This is a genomic window from Stenotrophomonas sp. CASM114, from assembly GCF_049384325.1.
GTDB lineage: Bacteria > Pseudomonadota > Gammaproteobacteria > Xanthomonadales > Xanthomonadaceae > Stenotrophomonas > Stenotrophomonas muris.
In genome coordinates, this window is sequence record NZ_JBMRGJ010000001.1 from 55,832 (window position 1) to 77,035 (window position 21,204).

16 protein-coding genes are annotated in these 21,204 nt (G+C 68.9%); 14 read left to right on the forward strand and 2 right to left on the reverse strand.

From position 1 onward, the window contains the following. Window position 1 precedes the first annotated feature (1 nt). From VG566_RS00270 to VG566_RS00300, 7 genes are all read left to right on the forward strand, one after another. Entirely contained in the window at window positions 2-901 is a 900-nt protein-coding gene (locus tag VG566_RS00270; RefSeq protein ID WP_241883978.1) for a peptidylprolyl isomerase, read from the forward strand. Between the two features lie 39 nt (window positions 902-940). Beyond that, the gene (locus VG566_RS00275; protein WP_043033286.1) at window positions 941-2,272 is read left to right on the forward strand and encodes an MFS transporter; all 1,332 of its coding nucleotides are present in this window, start codon (window positions 941-943) and stop codon (window positions 2,270-2,272) included. A gap of 142 nt (window positions 2,273-2,414) precedes the next feature. Further along, window positions 2,415-3,629, forward strand: coding sequence for a coproporphyrinogen III oxidase (locus VG566_RS00280; protein WP_241883977.1), 1,215 nt, complete (start codon window positions 2,415-2,417; stop codon window positions 3,627-3,629). Window positions 3,630-3,640: 11 nt separating this feature from the next. After that, window positions 3,641-4,417: a helix-turn-helix domain-containing protein gene (locus tag VG566_RS00285; protein ID WP_241883976.1), complete on the forward strand. Its 777-nt coding sequence runs from the start codon at window positions 3,641-3,643 to the stop codon at window positions 4,415-4,417. Between the two features lie 19 nt (window positions 4,418-4,436). Beyond that, window positions 4,437-5,180 carry a molybdate ABC transporter substrate-binding protein gene (modA, locus tag VG566_RS00290; RefSeq protein WP_032959963.1) on the forward strand — a complete coding sequence of 248 codons (744 nt, stop codon included), beginning with the start codon at window positions 4,437-4,439 and terminating at the stop codon, window positions 5,178-5,180. A 3-nt stretch (window positions 5,181-5,183) separates the two neighbouring features. Then, window positions 5,184-5,867, forward strand: a complete 684-nt coding sequence (gene modB / locus VG566_RS00295; RefSeq protein ID WP_005413347.1) for a molybdate ABC transporter permease subunit — start codon at window positions 5,184-5,186, stop codon at window positions 5,865-5,867. Continuing rightward, window positions 5,857-6,525, forward strand: a complete 669-nt coding sequence (locus VG566_RS00300; protein ID WP_032959962.1) for an ATP-binding cassette domain-containing protein — start codon at window positions 5,857-5,859, stop codon at window positions 6,523-6,525. Before modB ends, VG566_RS00300 begins: the two co-directional genes overlap by 11 nt. 138 nt (window positions 6,526-6,663) lie before the next feature. On the opposite strand, the gene VG566_RS00305 is transcribed toward VG566_RS00300, so the two are convergent. Next, window positions 6,664-8,193, reverse strand: coding sequence for a diflavin oxidoreductase (locus tag VG566_RS00305; protein ID WP_241883974.1), 1,530 nt, complete (start codon window positions 8,191-8,193; stop codon window positions 6,664-6,666). Next, window positions 8,190-8,618: a PAS domain-containing protein gene (locus VG566_RS00310; RefSeq protein WP_164110450.1), complete on the reverse strand. Its 429-nt coding sequence runs from the start codon at window positions 8,616-8,618 to the stop codon at window positions 8,190-8,192. The genes VG566_RS00305 and VG566_RS00310 overlap by 4 nt, the downstream gene beginning before the upstream one ends. A 441-nt stretch (window positions 8,619-9,059) precedes the next feature. Between VG566_RS00310 and glgA the strand changes: the two genes are divergently transcribed. Genes glgA through glgX form a run of 7 tightly spaced genes read left to right on the forward strand, consistent with a single transcriptional unit; the run spans window position 9,060 to window position 21,189 of the window. After that, a complete protein-coding gene (glgA, locus tag VG566_RS00315) occupies window positions 9,060-10,586 on the forward strand; it encodes a glycogen synthase GlgA (RefSeq protein ID WP_080354736.1) in 1,527 nt (508 codons plus the stop codon). After that, entirely contained in the window at window positions 10,583-12,817 is a 2,235-nt protein-coding gene (locus tag VG566_RS00320; RefSeq protein WP_241883973.1) for a 1,4-alpha-glucan branching enzyme, read from the forward strand. Before glgA ends, VG566_RS00320 begins: the two co-directional genes overlap by 4 nt. Then, window positions 12,814-14,532 (forward strand): malto-oligosyltrehalose trehalohydrolase, encoded by a 1,719-nt coding sequence (gene treZ / locus VG566_RS00325; RefSeq protein ID WP_164110446.1) that lies wholly within the window; start codon window positions 12,814-12,816, stop codon window positions 14,530-14,532. Before VG566_RS00320 ends, treZ begins: the two co-directional genes overlap by 4 nt. Continuing rightward, window positions 14,529-16,373, forward strand: coding sequence for a 4-alpha-glucanotransferase (locus VG566_RS00330; protein ID WP_241883972.1), 1,845 nt, complete (start codon window positions 14,529-14,531; stop codon window positions 16,371-16,373). The genes treZ and VG566_RS00330 overlap by 4 nt, the downstream gene beginning before the upstream one ends. Next, entirely contained in the window at window positions 16,370-18,943 is a 2,574-nt protein-coding gene (treY, locus tag VG566_RS00335; RefSeq protein WP_241883971.1) for a malto-oligosyltrehalose synthase, read from the forward strand. Before VG566_RS00330 ends, treY begins: the two co-directional genes overlap by 4 nt. Continuing rightward, a complete protein-coding gene (locus VG566_RS00340; RefSeq protein ID WP_014647380.1) occupies window positions 18,912-19,082 on the forward strand; it encodes a DUF2934 domain-containing protein in 171 nt (56 codons plus the stop codon). Before treY ends, VG566_RS00340 begins: the two co-directional genes overlap by 32 nt. Further along, complete coding sequence (gene glgX, locus VG566_RS00345; RefSeq protein ID WP_241883970.1) at window positions 19,069-21,189, forward strand: glycogen debranching protein GlgX; 2,121 nt, start codon at window positions 19,069-19,071, stop codon at window positions 21,187-21,189. Before VG566_RS00340 ends, glgX begins: the two co-directional genes overlap by 14 nt. Window positions 21,190-21,204: the final 15 nt, after the last annotated feature.

Below are 21,204 nucleotides of genomic sequence, written 5' to 3' on the forward strand. Positions count from 1 at the left end.
CATGGGCAGCCTGCCGAAGTTCCTGCCGATCACCGTGATCGACTCCGCCGCGCCGGTTCCTGCCGAGGCGCATTCGCATCACCATGACGCGGCAGCGCAGGGGGCGCGCTCGCTCGGGCAGCCGGCGCCGTGCCGGCTGTTCGTGGACGAGACCGCGATCAGCGAGGCCGACATCGCCCGCGAGATGCAGCACCATCGGGCGATGCGCCCGGAACAGTCACGTGCCGCAGCGGCACGTGCACTGGTGGTGCGCGAGCTGCTGCGCCTGGAAGCGCAGCGGCTGGGCCTGCAGGCACCGGAGGGCAACCGGGTAAGCGATGAGGAAGTGCTGATCCAGCAACTGCTGGAAGACGCGATCGAAGACCGCGTGCCGACCGATGAAGACTGCCGGCGCTACTTCGTGCAGAACCCGGAGCGCTTCCGCTCTCCCGACCGTGTGCGCCTGCGCCATATCCTGCTGGCCGCGCCGGCCGACGACGTGGCTGGGCGCTTCGCCGCACGTACCGAGGGCGAGCGGCTGGTCGGGCTGCTGAAAGAGTCGCCGCACCTGTTCGCCGATTTCGCCCTGCGCCATTCGCGTTGCCCATCCAGCAGCGAGGGCGGCGACCTGGGCTGGCTGCAGCGTGGGCAGACCACGCCGGAGTTCGACCGCCAGGTGTTCCGCCTGCGCGAGGGCCTGGCCGGTTTCCCGGTGGAATCGCGCTGGGGCTACCACGTGGTCTGCGTCGATGCACGCGAGGAAGGCCAGCCGCAGCCGTTCGATGCCGTGTTGCCGCAGCTGCGCGACTACCTGGAACTGCAGGTGCGCCAGCGCGAGGTGCAGGCCTACCTGCTGCAGCTGCAGGAACGCTACCCGGTGCGCGGGCTGGACGCGATCGAAGCCGAAGCGGATATCGGCTGAAGCGGATATCGGCTGAATCCCCATGAACGAGGAGAATTCATGAACCAGGCCCTTGCCCCCGCCAGTGCCGGTCAGCAGCAACGTGCGCTGTGGCTGACTACGTTCGCCTTCACCGTGTGCTTTGCGGTGTGGATGATCTTTTCGATCATCGGCATCCAGATCAGTCAACAGCTCGGCTTGAATGACACCCAGTTCGGCCTGTTGATCGCCACGCCGGTGCTGACCGGTTCGGTCAGCCGGGTCTTCCTCGGCATCTGGTCCGACCAGTTCGGTGGCCGCAAGGTGATGGTGCTGGTGATGCTGTGTGGCGCAGTGGCCACCTGGATGCTGACCTACGCGCAGACCTACACCCAGTTCCTGATTGCCGCGCTGTGCGTGGGCATCGCCGGCGGCAACTTCTCGGTGGGCGTGGCCTACGTCTCCAAGTGGTTCCCGGCCAGCAAGCAGGGCACCGCGCTGGGCATCTTCGGTGCCGGCAACATCGGCTCGGCGGTGACCAAGCTGCTGGCGCCGCTGGTGATGGTGGCAGCCGGCTGGACCATGGTCGCCAAGGTCTGGGCCGTCGCGCTGGCTGTCACTGCGGTGCTGTTCTTCCTCTTCAGCAAGGAAGACCCGTCGCTGGAGCAGCGCCGCCGCGAGGGCGTGAAGCCGGTGCCGTTCGCCGAGCAGATGGCACCGCTGAAGAACCTGCAGGTCTGGCGGTTCTCGCTGTACTACTTCTTCGTGTTCGGCGGCTTCGTGGCGCTGGCGCTGTGGCTGCCGCACTACCTGGTGGGCGCCTATGGCATGGACGTGGGCCATGCCGGCATGCTGGCGGCGTGCTATTCGATCCCGGCCAGCCTGTTCCGCGTGGTTGGTGGCTGGATGTCGGACCGGATGGGCGCGCGCCGGGTGATGTACTGGACCTTCGGCGTGTCGGCCATCTGCACCTTCCTGCTGGCCTACCCGGATACCGAGTATGTGGTGAAGGGCATCCATGGCCCGATCCACTTCCATCTGGCCATCGGCGTGGTGATGTTCACCGTGCTGGTGTTCGTGCTGGGCTTCTTCATGTCGCTGGGCAAGGCCGCGGTCTACAAGCACATCCCGGTGTACTACCCCAAGCACGTGGGTGCCGTGGGCGGCGTGGTCGGCATGATCGGTGGCCTGGGTGGCTTCATCCTGCCGATCGTGTTCGGTGCATTGAACGATGCGGTGGGCATCTGGAGCAGCTGCTTCATGCTGCTGTTCGTGCTGGTGGCCGCTGCGCTGGCATGGATGCACTTCGCGATCCGTCGCATGGAACGCCGCCACTTCCCGCAGATCGACCGCGAAACCGATCTGCCCGAAGCCATCGATGCGGCCGCCGCCGAGCGGGTGCGCGGCGGGTGAAGGTGCGTGCCGGCCAGCGGCCGGCACTACCGGGTGGTGGGTGAAGGGGTAGTGCCGGCCGCTGGCCGGCATGAAACAGCCGATGCACCACGCTTGATTTCAATCAGGGCCATGCGAAGAGGAACGCCCGACGATGTCTGCCATGAGCTTCCACGTTGACGAGAGCGAGGACACTGCGCTGCAGGCGGCATTGCTGCGGCAGCCCCGGCACGTGCTGTTCCCGCCGGCTGACCAGTTCAGCACCGGCTTTGGCGAAAGCGGTTGGCGTACCGCCGTGCGCGCCAGCAACGAGCACCTGATCCCGCGCGGCTTGACGCTCGGCTTCCAGGCCGGTCGTGGCGGGCGCGATGTGCCGCCGCAGGCCTATCTGGACACCTTGCTGCTGGCGCTGCGGCTGCAGGCCGACGTGCTGGCCGAGGACCGTGAAGTGGTGGCGATGGTACTGCAGCTGGGGCTGGCCGAGACGTTGCCGCCGCCGCAGCTCGGCCAGCTGCTGGATGCGGTGCCGCAGCACCTGCGCACCGTGGCGCGGCCCCAGGTGGAGGTGCGGCTGGACGCAGGCAGCGCGCTGGCGCCGGCGCAGCTGCGTGCGGTGGGCTGCACCCGTTTGAACGTGATCGATCGCGCCGATGCACCGGGGCCGACCCTGCTGGCACAGGCGCGACAGGTGGGCTTCACCGCGCGCTACTACCAGTTGCGGGTACCCGGCAGCGAGGACGCTGGCTTCATTGAACGGCTGCACGAGGTGCTGGCCGAGGCACCGGAGCGCATCCTGCTGCCGGCGCCGTGTGCGCTGCCAGAATACCCCTCGGCCGTCCATTGGCTGCAGGCCTGGCGCCTGCTGCGCGCTGCGGGTTACGAACCGATTGGTGGCGATCACTATCAGCGCGGCGATCTGCCGAACCCGCACGGTCCGGGCGATGGCCAGCGCCATTGCGATCTTGCCAGCGTGCCACGCCGCGACCGCAGTGATTTCATCGGGCTTGGCCTGTCTGCCTGCAGCCAGATCGGCGAGGTGTTCTACCGGCTGGAGGACGAACTGGGCGAATGGCGTGCGCGGCTGCAGGCGGGTCACATGGGAGTCTCCGCCGGGCTGATCCTGTCCGAGGACGAGCGGTTGGTGGCCGAAGTGGCGCAGAGCATCGCCTGTGACCACGCCCTCGATGCGGCTGCCTTCGAGTGGCGCAACGATGAACCGTTCGAGGAATGTTTCGCCGAACAGCTGCCCGCGTTGTCGCCGCTGCTGGCACGCGGCTGGGCGCAGTGGGATGCGCGCGTGCTGCGCCTGGCCGAAGAAGGGCGCCTGCTGTGGCGTATGATGGCCGCATGCTTCCGGCCGGCGGCCGCCATCGCTTGAGTCTTGCCCCGATGTCTTCAATTCCGCCTTCGCAGGGCCGTCTCGGCCGGGCCACACCCAACCCCGCCGCCGCCGATGATGGCGACGCACTGCACTTCTGCAGCACCTGCGCGTTCTCCGACGCATGCATGTCGCAGGGTTACGACAAGACCGCACTGGTCGACCTGCACGTGCTGGTCGACCATGTCGGTCCGTTCCATGCAGGTGACTACATCTTCCGCGCCGGCGAATCGTTCGATTCGATTGCTGCGGTGCGCGCGGGCATGGTCAAGACCTTCGTCGATGACAGCCAGGGTAACGAGCAGGTGCTGGGCTTCAGCCTGCCGGGTGAAGTGATCGGCCTCAACGCGATCCACGGTTCGCGCTTCCCCTGCAATGCGGTGGCGCTGGATACGGTGCACCTGTGCCGCATCTCGTTCCCCAAGCTGAGCTCGCTGGCCACGCGCATGCCGGGGCTGCAGGCCAAGCTGTTCAGCCTGCTCAGTGCGGAGATCGGCAAGGTCGCCACGCTGGCCGCCAACCACCGTACCGAAGAGCGCATGGCCGCGTTCCTGCTGGACATGTCCGAGCGTTACGCGCGGCGTGGTTTTTCCGCCACGCGCTTCAACCTGACGATGGCGCGTACCGAGATCGCCAATTACCTGCGGATGGCGCCGGAAACCGCCAGCCGCGTGCTGCGCCGCCTGAGCGATGATGGGATCATCGCGGTGAAGCAGCGCGAGATCCTGCTGCTGCAGCCCGAGCGCCTGGTGGCGCTGGCGGTGGCCGACGAATCCGATCCGAACTGAACCTGGCCGGGAGCCGACGATGAAGCGAGCTGGACTGTTGTTGCTGGGCCTGCTGGCCACGGTGCCGGCCTGGGCGGCCGACCTGACGGTGTCGGCGGCATCGAGCCTGACCGAGAGCTTCCGCGAACTGGGCGCCGCCTATGAGAAGGCGCACCCGGGGACCAAGGTGGATTTCAACTTCGCCGCGTCCGGCGTGCTGCTGCAGCAGATCAGCCGTGGCGCACCGGTGGATGTGTTCGCGTCGGCCGACGAAACCACGATGGACCAGGCCCAGCAGCAGGACCTGCTGGCGGCCGGTACCCGCGAGGTGTTCGCGGTGAATGCGCTGTGGGTGGTGGTGCCGCCGCAGGCCAAGGCCGCGCCGCGTACCTTGAAGGATCTGGCCGGTGCCGGCGTGCAGCGCATCGCACTGGGCAACCCGGACAGCGTGCCGGTCGGACGCTATGCCAAGGGCGCGCTGGAAGCGGCAGGCCTGTGGCCGTCGGTGCAGGGCAAGACCATCACCACGCAGAACGTGCGCCAGTCGCTGGATTACGTGGCGCGCGGCGAAGTGGACGCCGGCTTCGTCTATGCCACCGATGCGCAGGCAATGCCTGATCGGGTGCGCCGCGCCTTCGCGGTGCCGGTGGCGGGGCGCATTGCCTATCCGCTGGCGGTGACCAAGGCCAGCGCGCAGCCCGCCGAAGCAAAGCGCTTCACCACCTTCGTGCGTTCGGCACAGGGCCAGGCGATCCTGGCCAAGCACGGGTTCGGCAAGCCCTGAGGCATGGATCTCGACTGGAGCGCACTGTGGTTGTCGCTGAAGGTGGCCGGCTGGGCCACCGCGATCAATCTGGTGCTGGGCGTGGCACTGGGCGCGCTGCTGGCGCGTCGGCGCTTTCCCGGCCGTGAGCTGCTGGATTCGCTGCTGACCCTGCCGATGGTGCTGCCACCGACGGTGCTGGGCTATTACCTGCTGGTGCTGATCGGTCGCAACGGCCCGATCGGCGCGTGGCTGCAGTCGTGGTTCGGCATCAACCTGGTGTTCACCTGGCAGGCGGCGGTGATCGCGGCGGCGGTGGCTTCGTTGCCGCTGGTGTTCAAGCCGGCGCGCGCGGCGTTTGAGGAAGTGGACGGGCAGCTGGAGCAGGCCGCACGCACGCTGGGTGTGTCCGAAGCGGCGGTGTTCTTCCGCATCACGTTGCCGCTGGCCTGGCGCGGCATCCTCGCCGGCCTGCTGCTGGCGTTTGCGCGCGCGATGGGCGAGTTCGGCGCGACGCTGATGGTGGCGGGCAGCATTCCCGGCCGCACGCAGACGTTGTCGATCGCCATCTACGAGGCGGTGCAGGCCGGACAGGACGGCAAGGCCAATGCGCTGGTGATCCTGACCTCGGTGGTATGCATCGTGATCCTGTTGCTGGCCGCGCGGCTGGTAGGCGGGCGTCGCCGGGAGCTGCGCGATGTGGCTTGACCTGCAGGTGCAGCGCCGCCTGCAGGCGGCCGGCCAGGATTTCGTGTTGGACGTATCGCTGCAGTGCACGCAACGCCAGGTGGTGCTGTTCGGGCCCTCGGGCGCGGGCAAGAGCCTGACCTTGAAGGCGGTGGCCGGCCTGCTGCGGCCGGGCCAGGGCCATGTGCGCGTGCAGGGACAGACCCTGTTCGATGCGGCCACCGGTGTGGATCTGCCGCCGCAGCGCCGCCGGTTGGGCTACGTGTTCCAGGATTACGCGCTGTTCCCGCACCTGAGCGTGCGCCAGAACGTGGCGTTCGGGCTGCAGAAGGGCTGGTTGAATCCGCGCGTGGGTCAGCGATTCGATGCAGTGGAGCAGTGGTTGCACGCCTTCCGCATCGACACGGTGGGCGATCTGCTGCCATCACAGATTTCCGGCGGACAGCGCCAGCGTACCGCGCTGGCGCGCGCGCTGGTGACACAGCCTCAGGCGCTGCTGCTGGATGAACCGTTTTCCGCGCTGGATCATGATCTTCGCCATCATCTGCGCCAGGAGCTGGAGACCGTGCTGGACAGGACCGGCATTCCGCTGCTGTTGATCAGCCATGACCCGCAGGATGTGGCCATGTTCGGCCAGCAGGTGGCGCGCGTGGTGGATGGCCGCATGGTCGGCAATTGACCCGTGATGGACGCGCCGGCGATGGTTGGGCACATCTGATGGTAGTGCCGGCCGCTGGCCGGCAACCACGGAATCCTGAGCAGCCGGCCAGCGGCCGGCTCTACCGGTTCAAGGTCCGTGCGGTCCGGTGGTCATGGATCAGTACAGCTCGCAGTGCGTGCGGCCTTCATCGCGCAGCGCGTCCCAGTGCCCTTCGCCGCCGATGGCATCGATGGCCTCGCGCACCGCGCTTTCCAGGTGGCGCTTGTTGCCGCACAGGTACAGATGCCCACCGCGGGCCAGCACATCGCGCACTTCATCGCCGCGCTGCTGCAGCACATGCTGCACATAGATCTTTTCGGCGCCATCGCGCGAGAACGCGGTATGCAGGCCGGCCAGCACGCCACGCGTGCGCCAGTCCAGCAGCTGGTCACGGTACAGGTAGTCGTGCTGGCGGTGCTTCTCGCCGAACACCAGGTGCACCTCGCGTTCGCAGCCGTTGGCCTGCAGCTCCTGCATCAGGCCCATCAGCGGTGCGATGCCGGTGCCGGTACCGACCAGCAGCAGCGGTGCCTCGCCGGTATCGGACAGGTGGAAGCCGGGGTTGGAGCGGCAGTACACACGGGCATGGTCGCCTCCATGCAGCAGGCTGCCGGTGGCAGTGCCGAAGCGTTCGCGGCCGCGCAGGGTGTAGCGCACTTCGCGCAGGCACAGGCTCAGCTGGTCGTCGCACGGGTGCGAGGCGATCGAATAGGCGCGCGGCAGCCGCGGTGACAGCAGTTCGCGCAGCCGGGCAAGCGGCACGCTGTCCGGGGTGGCGTGGTCCTGCAGCACGTCCAGCAGGTCCAGGCCGTGCAGGTAGGCGTCCAGCTCGCGCTTCTGACTGACCTTCAGCAGGCCCTTCAGTGCCTCACTACCGCCCAGCCGGGCCAGTTCGCGCAGCACGCCCTTGCTCAGCAGGCGCAGCTCGCGGTCATGCAGGGCGGCCACGGCGGTGGTGTCGCCGTACCAGGTGGCCAATGCCTGCAGCAGGGCAGGGTCGTTCTCGGGTACTACGTGCAGGGTGTCGCCCGCGCGATAGGCCATGCCACTGCCGGCAATGTCCAGTTGCAGGTGCCACGCGGCCGGGTCGCTGCTGTTCAAGCGGCGGCGTTCGAGGATGCGCGCGGCAAAGGCATTGTCTTCGCCATAGGCGGTGACCTGCAGGTGCAGGTGCTGGCCAGCGCTGAGGTCACCCTCCAGCACCTGGCCCAGCACCGGCTGCCATTGCTGGAAGAACTGCTCGTAGCCCAGGTCGGCGTCCACCCGATGCAGCAGCGGCCGGGCCTGGCGCTCGCTCAATGCAGCATCCAGCGCCTTGGTGAAGCCGCAGAAGCTGGGGTAGCCGGTGTCACCAAGGCCGAACACCGCATAGCGCAGGCCGCGCAGCGTCGGGGTCTGGCGCAGTGTTTCGAAGAACTGCTCGCCATTGGCCGGCGGTTCGCCATCGCCGAACGAGCTGGAGATTGCCAGCAGCACATCGCCTTGGCCGAGACTGGCCACGTCGATGTCGTTGAACGGGAGTACCTGCGGCCCGTGCAGCTGCAGGCCCGCGCCCAGGCGCTGGGCCAGGGCGCGGGCGTTGCCCGACTCGGACGCAAAACCCACCAGCAGGCGGCTGAAGGGTGTACTGGTCGGGAGAGCGTTCACGCGGCCTCGTAGAAGTCGTCGAACTTTTCCTTGCTGAACTCGACCAGGTCGTAGTTCTGCATCAGGTCGTTCACCACGCGGCGGATGCTGATGTACGAGGTGATGTTGCCGTCGGCGTCGAACAGCGGCTGCACGGTGGTGTCGACCACGTAGAGCACGCCGCCTTTGCCAAGGTTGGGCACGATGCCGGTCCAGGTCTTGCCGGCCTTGATGGTGTCCCACATGTCCTTGTAGACGGCCTTGGGCACGTCCGGGTGGCGCACGATGCTGTGCGGCTGGCCGATCAGTTCCTCGCGGGCGAAGCCGGTGAGCGTGCAGAACAGGTCATTGGCGTAGGTGATGTTGCCCTGCAGGTCGGTGGTGGAGATCACCATGACGTTCTGCATGGCGTTCAGCAGCTGGGCGTTTTCGGGGGTGTAGCTCATCGCAGGGTCCTTGTGGATGCCGGCAGTGCCGGCGTGTTCGGGTCCTGCATAGAAATACGCCCGCGCGGCGGCGGGCGGTTTGACATTGGTCAAGCGCGTCGCTCGATGGCCTGCGACCGGGTGTCGCAGGAAGAATCCCTGTAGAGCCGAGCCCATGCTCGGCTCACGCGGCAAACGGGATTGCCGGCAGCCGGGCGCGGGCTCGGCTCTACAGGAGAGACACGGGCAGGAGGCGGGCGCCTGTCATGTGTACTGAGCTCATGACGCCTTGTCACAAAGAAATCGCCATGGCTTCACGGTTGATTGATCGCATGGCGGGCTATTGTCGTACTGAGCCTCTCGCTGACGTCCCCCACGTCCTGCGTCGACTTCCTTCCCAGCACAAGCGCCCGTCCGGGCGCCGCTGGCGTCTGTCTGCCTGAAGCATCCGAGATCATCCCCATGGCCCGCGCCGCCCAGTCCGCTTCACCCGTTGCGATCTCTCCGCTCACGCCCGTGCCGATCGGCACTCGCCGCGGCCACTCGCAACCGTTGGATCTCCCAGAACTGGTGCAGCGCGTGCTGTTCGTCGCCACCGAGATGGCCGACTTCATCAAGGCCGGCGGACTGGGCGATGTGGCCGCGGCGTTGCCGCGTGCGGTGCGCGGTGCATGTGATTCGCGCGTGCTGCTGCCCGGCTACCCGGAGGTTCTGCAGCGCCTGCCACAGCTGCGACCGGTGGGGCGGGTCAGCGCCCGAGCCGGGTTGCCCGCGTGCACGATCGGCATGGCGGTGCAGGCCGACGGCCTTCCTATCTACGTGCTGCTGTCGCCTGGGCTGTACGAGCGCGAGGGCTCGCCCTACGTGGATGGGCAGGGACAGGAGTGGAAAGACAACGCGGTCCGCTTCGCCACGCTTTCGCATGCGGCTGCGGAGATTGCGGCCGGGCGCGCCGGGCTGGACTGGGCGCCGCAGCTGCTGCACCTGAATGACTGGCCGGTGGCCATGGCTGCCGCCTACGTACGTTGGGACCGGACAGCCGTGCCGACCCTGCTGACCATCCACAACCTGGCCTACCAGGGGCTGTTCCCCTACGCGCTTGCGCCGGTGCTGGGCGTGCCGGCCGAACACCTGGATGAACTGCACTTCCACGGGCAGATGTCGTTCCTGCAGGGCGGCATCACCAATGCCACGCGGCTGAACACGGTCAGCCTGCGCTACGCGCAGCAGATCACCGCCCCGGATGACGGCTGCGGGCTGCATGACCTGTTGGCGCGCCGGGCGGCCGGCGGACACCTGAGTGGCATCGTCAACGGCATCGACGCCAGCTGGGATCCACGCCGCGACATCCACCTCAAGGCCCATTTCGGCATCGGCGAATGGACCGGGCGCGCCACCAACGCGCATGCGGTGCGCAAGGCGTTCGGGCTGGCGCCGTCGACCGGCCCGCTGTTCGCGGTGGTCTCCCGCCTGGTGCACCAGAAAGGCCTGGACATCACCTGCGACGTGGCACCGCAGATCGTGGCGGCCGGCGGCCAGCTGGTCATCATCGGCGGCGGCGAGCCGCAGGTGGAAGCGCAGGTGCAGGCGCTGGCCCGGCGCTACCCCGGACGGGTGGGCGCATTCATCGGCTTCGAAGAGGCGCTGGCCCGCCAGATGTTTGCCGGCGCCGACTTCCTGCTGATGCCTTCACGCTTCGAACCCTGCGGGCTGAGCCAGATGTACGCGCAGCGCTTCGGCTGCCTGCCCATCGCACACGCGACCGGCGGGCTGGTGGATACCGTCGAGGATGGCGTGACCGGATTCCTGTTCCACGGCGCCAATGCCGATGGCCTGCGCCGCTGCGTGGAACGGGCGATGCGCACCTTCCGCCTGCCCGGCCTGCTGCAGGCCATGCGCCGCGCCGCCATGCTGCGGCCGGGTGGCTGGGATGCGGCCGGACGCGCGTACCTGGCCCTGTACCAGCAGACCTGCCAGGTGGCCGCATGAGCCACGACAGCCTGCATCTGGCCGCCCTGGAGGATGAAGCGATCACGGAGACGGGATTGGATCAGCGTATCGCCCCGGCGCTGCAGGACCTCGTCCACGCGCGCCCGGCCGATGCATTCGCCTGGCTGGGCCCGCATCGCCAGCCAGAAGGCGGACGCCAGCTGCGCGTGCTGGTGCCGCATGCGCAGCGCGTCGAGGTGATTGCAGACGATGGGCGGCGCTGGAACCTGTCCCCTGGCCCGTTGCCCGGCCTGTTCGAGGGCGCGGCCGGTGACGCGGCGATACCGCTGCTTGCCCTGCATTTCGAACAGGGCGTGGAGCAGGTGCACGATGCCTATGCGTTCGGTCCACTGTTGGACGAAGCCCTGCTGCAGCGGTTCCATGCCGGCGATGCCGATGCGGCGCGGCAGCTGGGTGCGGTGCCGATGCAGGTGCAGGGCATTGCGGGCGTGCGCTTCGCGGTGTGGGCGCCCAATGCCCAGCGGGTCGCCGTGGTTGGCGATTTCAACGGGTGGGACGGCCGACGCCATCCGATGCGGCTGCGTCACACCGCCGGCGTGTGGGAGCTGTTCCTGCCGGGCGTGCAGGCCGGTGCCCGCTACAAATTCCGCATCGTCGGCGCCGACGGCCGGGTGATGCCCGACAAGTTCGATCCGATGGCGCGCTGGGCCGAGCTGCCACCGGCGACCGCATCGCGGGTGCCTTCGGCTGGGCCAATGGAGTGGCACGATGATGCTTGGTTGGCGGCCCGCCGCCTGGCCGGAACCTGCGCACCGCTGTCGATCTACGAAGTGCATGCGGGTTCCTGGCAGCGCAGCGACGACGGTGCGCCGCTGGACTGGGATGCCCTGGCCGACCGGTTGATTCCGTACGTGGCCGGTCTTGGCTTCACCCATATCGAGCTGTTGCCGGTGAGCGAGCATCCCTTCGGCGGTTCCTGGGGCTATCAGCCGCTGGGGATCTACGCGCCGACGGCACGCCATGGCACGCCACAGGCCTTCGCACGCTTCGTGGACCGCTGTCACCAGGCCGGCGTGGGAGTGATCGTGGACTGGGTGAGCGCGCACTTCCCCAACGATGCGCATGGCCTGGCCGGGTTCGATGGCACCGCGCTGTACGAGCATGCCGACCCGCGCGAAGGGGTGCACGCCGACTGGGACACGCTGATCTACAACTATGGCCGCAACGAAGTGGCCGCCTACCTGATCGGCAGTGCATTGGAGTGGGTGGAGCGGTTCCACATCGATGGTCTGCGCGTGGATGCCGTGGCGTCGATGCTGTACCGGGATTACAGCCGTGCCGAGGGGGAGTGGGTACCCAACGAGCAGGGCGGGCGCGAGAACCTGCAGGCGGTCGCTTTCCTGCGGCGGATGAACCAGACGCTGCGGGAGCGCTTCCCGGACGTGCTGGTGATCGCCGAGGAATCCACCGCGTGGCCGGGGGTGACAGCGCCGGTGGAGGAGGGCGGGCTTGGCTTCACCCACAAGTGGAACATGGGCTGGATGCACGACACCCTGCAGTACCTGGGGCGCGATCCGGTCCATCGTTCGCATCACCACAGCCAGATCAGCTTCGGCCTGGTCTACGCCTTCTCCGAACGGTTCGTGCTGCCGCTGTCCCACGACGAGGTGGTGCATGGCAAGGGCGCGCTGCTGGCCAAGATGGCGGGCGAGCCGGCACAGCGGCTGGCCCAGCTGCGCGCGTATTACGGCTTCATGTGGGCGCACCCGGGCAGCAAACTGCTGTTCATGGGCGGCGAGTTCGGTCAGGGCCATGAGTGGTCGCACGATGCGGCACTGGACTGGGCACGGGCGGCCAGCAACGAGGGCCAGGGCCTGTCGCGCCTGGTGGGCGACCTCAATAACGTGCTCCGCGCCGAACCTGCGTTGCATCGCGACGAACGCGACGAACGCGGCTTCGACTGGAGCGTGGCGGACGACAGTCGCAACAGCGTCTACGCCTTCATCCGCCGGGATCCTGCCGGCAGCGGCCGCACCCTGCTGGTGGTGAGCAACTTCACCCCGCTGCGTCGCGACGGCTACCGGGTCGGGGTGCCGCAACCGGGGCGCTGGAGCGAACGGCTCAACACCGACAGCGCGTATTACGGTGGCGGCAATGCGGGAAACCTCGGCGCAGTGCATACCGAGCCGAGGCCGATGCACGGCCACGCGCAGTCGCTGCGGCTCACGCTGCCGCCGCTGTCCACGCTCTACCTGCAGGTTGATGCATGACGACAATGGCGCCGCGCCTGGGCGCATGGCCGGTGGCCGGTGACGAGGTGGAGTTCCGGGTGTGGGCGCCGGACGCAGTCGCGATGGCGCTGTGCCTGCACGGCACCCAGCGGCCGATGCAACGCGAGCCGGACGGCTGCCACTGGCTGCGAACGCCGGCATCGCATGGCGACCGCTACCGGTTCCGCCTGCCTTCTGGCCAGGACGTGCCCGACCCGGCCTCGCGCTGGCAGCCGGACGGCATCGACGGCGACAGCGCGGTGGTGCTGGATACCGACGCGACGGGGCCTGCCTGGCAGGGGCATGCCTGGCAGGACCTGGTGATCTATGAGGTGCATATCGAGGCCGGGGGCGGCTTCGCGGCGTTGACCGCGCAACTGCCGATGCTGGCCGCGCTGGGCATCACCGCCATTGAACTGATGCCGGTCGCGCAGTTTCCCGGGCAGCGCAACTGGGGCTACGACGGCGTGTTCCCGTATGCGCCGGCCCATGCCTACGGCGGGCCGGCAGCGCTGAGGGCCTTCATCGAGGCGGCGCACGATGCAGGGCTGTCGGTGCTGCTGGATGTGGTCTACAACCACTTCGGACCACAGGGCAACCACCTGCGCGACTACGCGCGCGGGTTCTTCCGTGACGACCGCAGCACGCCGTGGGGCGAGGCCATCGACTTCCGCCAGCCCTGGGTGCGGCGCTTTTTCATCGACAACGCGCTGATGTGGTTGCGCGACTACGGCTTCGATGGCCTGCGCCTGGACGCGGTGCACGCCATTGACGATGACCATTTCCTGCAGCAGCTGGCCGATGAGGTACGTGCGGTGGCCCCGCACGCGCACCTGGTGCTGGAGAACGAACGCAACCAGGCGCGGTGGCTGCGCGGCGCCTACCAGGGACAGTGGAACGATGACTTCCACAATGCGCTGCACGTGATGCTGACCGGCGAGCAGGAGGGCTATTACGCGGGCTATGCCGGTCGCGCCGAAGCACTGCTGGCGCGCTGCCTGGCCGAAGGATTCGCCTGGCAGGGTGAACCGGACCTGCGCGGCGATCCCCGCGGCGAACCCAGCGCCGACCTGTCGCCCGCGCGTTTTGTGGTATTCGCGCAGAACCATGACCAGGTGGGCAACCGCGCTTTCGGCGAGCGCCTGTCGATGCTGACCGATCCTGCGCCGCTGCGCGCGGCGCTGGCGCTGACCCTGCTGACGCCGATGATCCCGCTGCTGTTCATGGGCGAGCCGTGGCAGGCGCAATCGCCGTTCCTGTTCTTCACCGACTACGCGCCGCCGCTGGACGAGGCGGTGCGCGAAGGGCGTCGACGTGAGTTCGCTGGTTTCAGCGCCTTTGCCGAGGCCGCCGCACGCGCGCGTATTCCGGACCCGAACGATGCGGCGACCCTGCAGGCGTCGTACACGCCGCCGCCCGGCGATGATCCCTGGTCGCAGCACTGGCTGCGCTGCACGGGTGAGTTCCTCGGCCTGCGCAGGCGCTATCTGCAGCCGGGCCTGCTGCAGGCGCGGTCGCTGGGCGCGCGCGTGCTGGGCCAAGGCGCGGTGCAGGCGGGCTGGCAGTTGCCATCGGGCCAATGGTGGATCGCGATCAACGTGGGCCCTGTGCCGGTGGCGCATGCGGTGCCGGCCGGCGAGTGCGTCGTGGGGCCGGACGCTGCCGGGATGCTGCCGGCAGGCGGCGGCGTGCTGGCCTGCTGGGTCGCCGCATGAATACGGATGCAGCGGTGCGGGAGACGGCCCGCCGTGCGGGCCTGCTGGTCCGCTGGACCGACGTGGCCGGTGCCGCGCGCGAGGTCGCACCGGACGTGCTGCGCGCCGTGCTGGAGGGGCTGCAGTGCGAGGCGGTGCCCGAGCACGCTGGCCTGCGCACGGCCTGCTGCGGACAGCTGCTGGTGATGCCGGAGGCAGCCGGTGCAGCGTGCTGGGTGGATGAGCAGGGCGCAGCGTTGCCCGCCCGTGCCGATGCGCAGGGCCGCTGGCGCGTGCCGGACCAGCCCGGCTACTGGCAGTGGCGCCGGGGCGACCAGCAACAGGCGGTTGCGGTGGCGCCACAGCGTGCCTGGTGGCCGCGGGGCACGCTGCGCGGCTGGGGCCTGTCGGCGCAGGTCTACAGCCTGCGCGCGCCCGGTGATGCCGGCATCGGTGACAGTGCCGGCTGTGCACGATGGAGCGAGCTGCTGCACCGGCACAGCGGCGACGCACTGGCGTTGAGCCCGCTGCACGCGGGCATGCCACCGGGCCCAGGCTACAGCCCCTATTCGCCCAGCGACCGGCGCTGGCTCGACCCGCTGCAGGTCTCCCTGCCGCAGGTATTGCCCGATGCCGCCAACAGCGTGCTGGGCGGGGACGAGGCGCTGGCGGCGGCGGTGGAAGCGGGGACTGCCGCACGTCGCATCGACTGGCCGCACTCGGCGGCAGTGAAGTGGCGCTGGATACGGCAGGTTCGCCAATGGATTGCAGCGCAGGCACCGTCGCAGCACGCGCAGATCGAAACCTGGCGTGCCATGCAGGGCGATCCGCTGCGGCACTATTGCCAGCATGCCGCCGACCGGTTCACCGGCAGCGCGGACGACCATGCGTTTGCGCAGTGGTTGGCACAGCAGGGCTGGGCGCAGGTACACGCCACGCTGCGCGACGAGGGCGCTTCGATCGGGTTGATTGCCGACCTGGCCGTGGGCTGCGCGCCGCAGGGCGTGGAGGCACGCACCGGGGGTGCTGATCTGCTGCAGGGACTTGAGCTGGGGGCGCCGCCGGACGCGTTCAATCCGCTCGGCCAGGCCTGGGGCATCACCAGCTGGTCACCGATGGCGTTGCAGCGCGAGGGCTTCGCACCCTACCTTCGCGTGCTGCGCGCCGTGATGGCCGGCCGCGGAGGCCTGCGCATCGATCACATCCTGGGCCTGCTGCGGCTGTGGGTGTTGCCCCGTGGCGCGGGCGCCGGGCAGGGCGTGTACCTGCGCTATCCGTTCGATGATCTGATCAACCTGCTGGTGCTGGAGTCCTGGCGGCATCGCTGCGTGCTGATCGGCGAAGACCTGGGCGTGGTTCCGCCGGGCATGCGCCAGCGGCTGGCAGCCCGGGGCATTCTGGGCATCGAGGTGCTGCCGTTTGCCCGAAACGGCGCGCGCTTCCTGCCGGCGCCGCAGTGGCGCCGCGATGCAGTGGCCATGCCCTCCACCCATGACCTGCCACCGCTGGCCGGCTGGCTGCGCGGGCGTGACCTGCGCTGGCGTGCACGCCTGGGTGAGCTGGCGGATCTGCCAGCGGCACTGCGCGCGCGCGCCAGCGACGCGCAGGCACTGTCTGCGGTGGTTGGCGGCGAGGGCGCGCCGCTGGACGCCAGGGCGCTGTCTCTGGTCGCCCACTCGGCGTCCCGGCTGGCGTTGCTGCCGCTGGAAGACGCGCTGGGCGGTCGCGCACAGGTGAACCTGCCAGGCACCGTCGACGGCCATCCCAACTGGCGCCGCCGCCTGCCGCCGACGTGGGATGCTGACGCGGCCGATGCGCGCGTGGCGCGCCTGAGTGCCACGCGCCGCAGGACCGGGCAATGACGGGGTTGCGTGCCACCGCGCGCCTGCAGCTGCACGCAGGCTTCGACCTCGGGGCGGCTGCCGCGCAGGTGCCGTACTACGCCGCGCTGGGCGTCAGCCACCTTTACCTGTCACCGATCGCTGCGGCGGTGCCCGGGTCGACGCATGGCTACGATGGCATCGACCCGGCTCGCATCAATCCGGAACTGGGCGGTGAAGCGGGCTTCCGGCAGCTGGCGGAAGTGACGCGCGCGCACGGCATGGGCCTGATCCTGGACATCGTGCCCAACCATCTGGCGGCGTCCCCGCACAGCCAGTGGTGGAGCGATGTGCTGATGCACGGGCCTCGAAGCCCCCACGCAGCTTGGTTTGACATCGAGTGGGAGGCGCCGGGCTGCGAGGGCCGGCTCTGGCTGCCGGTACTGGACCGGCCGTTGCACGACGCGGTACGCGACGGCGTGGTGCGCGTGGTGGTGGACAACGCGCGGCCCGTGCTGCGCCACCATGGCCTGGCATTGCCGTTGTCGCCGCGCAGCCATCCGCTGGAACCCGCGCAGTGGCCGGCGTGGGCCGAACGCTGCAACCGCAGCGTTGAACGGTTGCACACGCTGCTGCAGCGGCAGCACTACCGTCTGGCCTGGTGGCGCACGGCCGGCGATCAGGTGAACTACCGGCGCTTTTTCGATATCAACGAACTGGCCGCGCTGCGGGTGGAGCGCGAGGATGTGTTCGAGGCAGTGCATGCGCTGCCGCTGCGGCTGGTACGCGAGGGATGGGTGGACGGCCTGCGCATCGACCACGTGGATGGCCTGTCCTGCCCGGGCGCGTACCTGCAGCGCCTGCGTGAATCGCTCGACGCCGCCTGCGCGGCCGGCGGTCGTGACCCGCAGACCGTCAGCCTGCATGTGGAGAAGATACTGGCCGAGGGCGAGCAGCTGCCCGACGGCTGGGCCTGCGACGGCACCACCGGCTATGACTTCATGGACCAGGCCGGTGCCTGGTTGCACGATCCGGCGGCTGCGCCCGCGCTCTCGCGCACGTGGCAGGCGCTGGGCGGTGACCCGCGCAGCTTCGACCGGATCCAGCAGGACGCCCGCGCCATGTTGCTGCGCCAGGGCCTTCATGCCGACTTCCAGCGGCTGCTGCGCAGCGCGCAGCAGGTCCTGCAGCCGCGGCTGGCCGAAGCCGATATCGGAGTGGCTGCGCTGGCCCGCGCATTGGCTTCCGTGCTGGGGCATTACCGCACCTACCGGCCCTATTCGCTGCAGGGGGCGGGTGAACGAAAGGCGCTGGCGGACGCTTCCGCCGCAGCGCGCCAGGCACTGGACGGTGCCGCACGCGCGGCGCTGGACCTGTTGCTGGCAGCGCTTGCCGGCGAGGCGCAGGCCGAGCGCGTGCTGCGTGCGCGTTTCGGTCAACTGGCCGCGCCGTTGAATGCCAAGTCGGTGGAAGACACCGGGTTCTATCGCTATTTCAGGCTGCTCTCGCGCAACGACGTCGGCAGTGATCCGCAGCGGCTGGGCATGGAGGGGCGCGCGCTGCTGGAACACGCCACTGCGCGCCTGCGTCGCCATCCCAGGGCGTTGCTTGCGCTTGCGACCCACGATCACAAGCGCGGCGCCGACAGCCGGGCACGGCTGGCGGTTCTCAGTACCTGCACGTTCGAATGGCGGGACGCTGTGCGGCGCTGGAACCGGATGTCGACCCGCGCCGGCGCGCCGATGCCGTTGCCGGGTGCCGAGGCCTACGCACTGTGGCAGGCGCTCGTGGCCGCATGGCCGATGCACGGTGCCCCTGGCGCCGACTTCGCCTTGAGGATGGTGCAATGGCTGACCAAGGCATTGCGCGAGGGCAAGCGGGTCAGCAGCTGGTCAGACCCGGATGTGGCCGTGGAGGAGGCCGCCGCGCAGTGGCTGCACGCGCTGCTGGACGCAGCGCCCTTGCAGCCGGTGCGCGAGGCGCTGGCGACGTTCGTGGCGCGCATCGCGCCGGCCGGCGCCTGCAACGGCCTGGCGCAGCTGTGCCTGCAGCACTGCCTGCCCGGCGTGCCCGACCTCTACCAGGGCGGCGAAGGCTGGGACCTGAGCCTGGTGGACCCGGACAACCGGCGTGCCGTGGACTATCCAACGCGGCAGGCGTGGCTGCGCGATACGCGCGGGTGGCCCGCGCTGCTGGAAGACTGGCGGGACGGTGGCATCAAGGCATTCCTGCTGCGGCAATTGCTGGAGTGCCGCCGCAGGCACCCGCACCTGTTCCTGCATGGCCAGTTGCAGCCGCTGTCCGCGCCTGCGCGCTCGCCGTGGCTGGCGTTCACGCGCAGGCATCAGGCGCAGGTGCTGCTGGTGATCGTGCGCCGGGGTTCGCCCGCCGCCGTGCCCGGGCCCAGCCTGCACGCCGCGCACGACGTCGGCACCGGCGCAGCACTGCACGGTGTGCCGACAGGCCCCATGCGCAACCTCCTGGACGGGCGCATCGAACATTTCAACGCAACCGCGGACGTGGGCAGGCTTCTGGCTGGCAGCCCGCTGGCGATATGGATCAACGAGGAGACAGGTAGGGATGGACAGCAGGGAACGACGGCAGCGGATTGAGGCATTGGCCCACCAGATCTGGGAAGCGGAGGGGCGCCCGGACGATCAGCAGCAGCGGCACTGGCACATGGCCGAGCGCCTGGTGGAGGCCGAGATTGCCGCGGCGCGCGGCGAGGAGGGCACCGATGGCCAGCCGTAAGTGGACGCAGACCTCGCGCGTGCGCGAAGGCCGGCCGTTCCCGCTGGGCGCGACGTGGGACGGGCTGGGCGTGAACTTTGCGCTGTACTCGCGGCATGCCACCCGGGTGGAGCTGTGCCTGTTCGACGCGCGCAACCGTGAAGTCGAGCGCATCGTCCTGCCTGAGTACACCAACGAGATCTGGCACGGCTACCTGCCGGACGTGCGGCCCGGGCAACGCTATGGCTATCGGGTGCACGGCCCGTATGCGCCGGAGGAGGGGCATCGCTTCAATCCCAACAAACTGTTGCTGGACCCCTACGCCAAGCAGATCGTCGGCGAGCTGAAGTGGGCGCCGCACCTGTTCGGCTACACCCTGGGCCACCGCGATGGCGATCTCAGTTTCGACCGCCGCGACAGCGCCAGCTACATGCCACGCTGCGCGGTGATCGATCCGGCCTTCAGCTGGGGTGTCGAACGTGCACCCGCAACGCCCTGGGACCGGACCGTGATCTACGAAGCGCACGTGCGCGGACTGACCATGCAGCACCCCGATGTCCCGCAGGCCGAGCGCGGCACCTTCTCTGCCCTGCGCCACGACGCGGTGGTCGACCACCTCAGCCATCTGGGGGTGACCGCCATCGAGCTGCTGCCGGTGCATGCCTACGTGGATGACCAGCAGCTGCTCGAGCGCGGGCTGCGCAACTACTGGGGGTACAACACCATCGGCTTCTTCGCGCCGCAGCCACGCTACCTGTCGCTGGGCACCGTGGCCGAGTTCAAGCAGATGGTCGCGCGGCTGCACAGTGCCGGCATCGAAGTGATCCTGGACGTGGTCTACAACCACACCGCCGAAGGCAATGAGCTGGGCCCTACGCTGTCCTTCAAGGGCATCGACAATGCCAGCTACTACCGCCTGGCCGATGATCGCCGCTATTACATCAACGATACCGGCACCGGCAACACGTTCGACCTGACCAATGCCGGCGCGCTGCGCATGGTGATGGACTCGCTGCGCTACTGGGTGACCGAGATGCGGGTGGATGGGTTCCGTTTCGACCTGGCCACCATCCTTGGCCGCGAGCGGCATGGCTTCGATGCCTCGGGCAGTTTCCTTGATGCGGTACGCCAGGACCCGGTCCTGAGCCAGGTGAAGCTGATTGCCGAGCCATGGGACATCGGCCCGGGCGGCTATCAACTGGGCCAGTTCCCGCCGGGCTGGGCGGAATGGAACGACCGCTTCCGCGATACGGTGCGCGCGCTCTGGCGCGGCGATGGCGGCCAGTTGCCGGAATTCGCCACGCGCTTCACCGGCTCGGCCGACCTGTTCGAACATCATGGCAGGCGGCCCTCGGCCAGCATCAACCTGGTGACGGCGCACGATGGGTTCACCCTGCACGATCTGGTGAGCTACAACGATCGCCACAACGAGGCCAACGGCGAAGACAACCGCGATGGCCACTCGCACAACCTCTCCAGCAACCACGGTGTGGAGGGCGACACCGATGATGCGGCGATCCTCTCGTTGCGTGCGCGGCAGATGCGCAACCTGCTGGCCACGCTGCTGCTCGCGCAGGGCACGCCGATGCTGCTGGCCGGCGATGAGTTCGGCCATTCGCAGCAGGGCAACAACAACGCCTACTGCCAGGACAACCCGCTGAGCTGGATCGACTGGGAGCGTGCGGCATCGCCGGCTGCACAGGCGCAGGTGGCGTTCGTACGCCGGGCGCTGTCGCTGCGCCGACGCTATGGCCTGCTGCGCAGGAACCGGTTCCTGCGCGGCGAATACGATGAAGCGCTGGGCCTGCGCGATATCGACTGGCGGCATCCTGACGGCCGCAGCATGGAGGAAGCGGACTGGCATGACGCAGGGCTGCGTGCGCTGCTGATCGTGCTGGACGGCCGCAGCCCGGACAGCGGCCTGCGCGAGCCCGGGCGGCATGTCAGCCTGGCCTTGCTGTTGAACGCCGGGGACCAGCCGCAGCGGTTCAGTGTGTCGGATGAAGCCTTGTCGTTCCGGCGCGTACTCCTGCAGACCGACGAAACGCCGTTGGAGCCGGATGAGGCAGGTGCCTGGACCCTGCCGCCGCGCAGCCTGTGCCTGCTGGCGGCAAGCAGCAGCGCGTGATTGCACTGCTGCGCC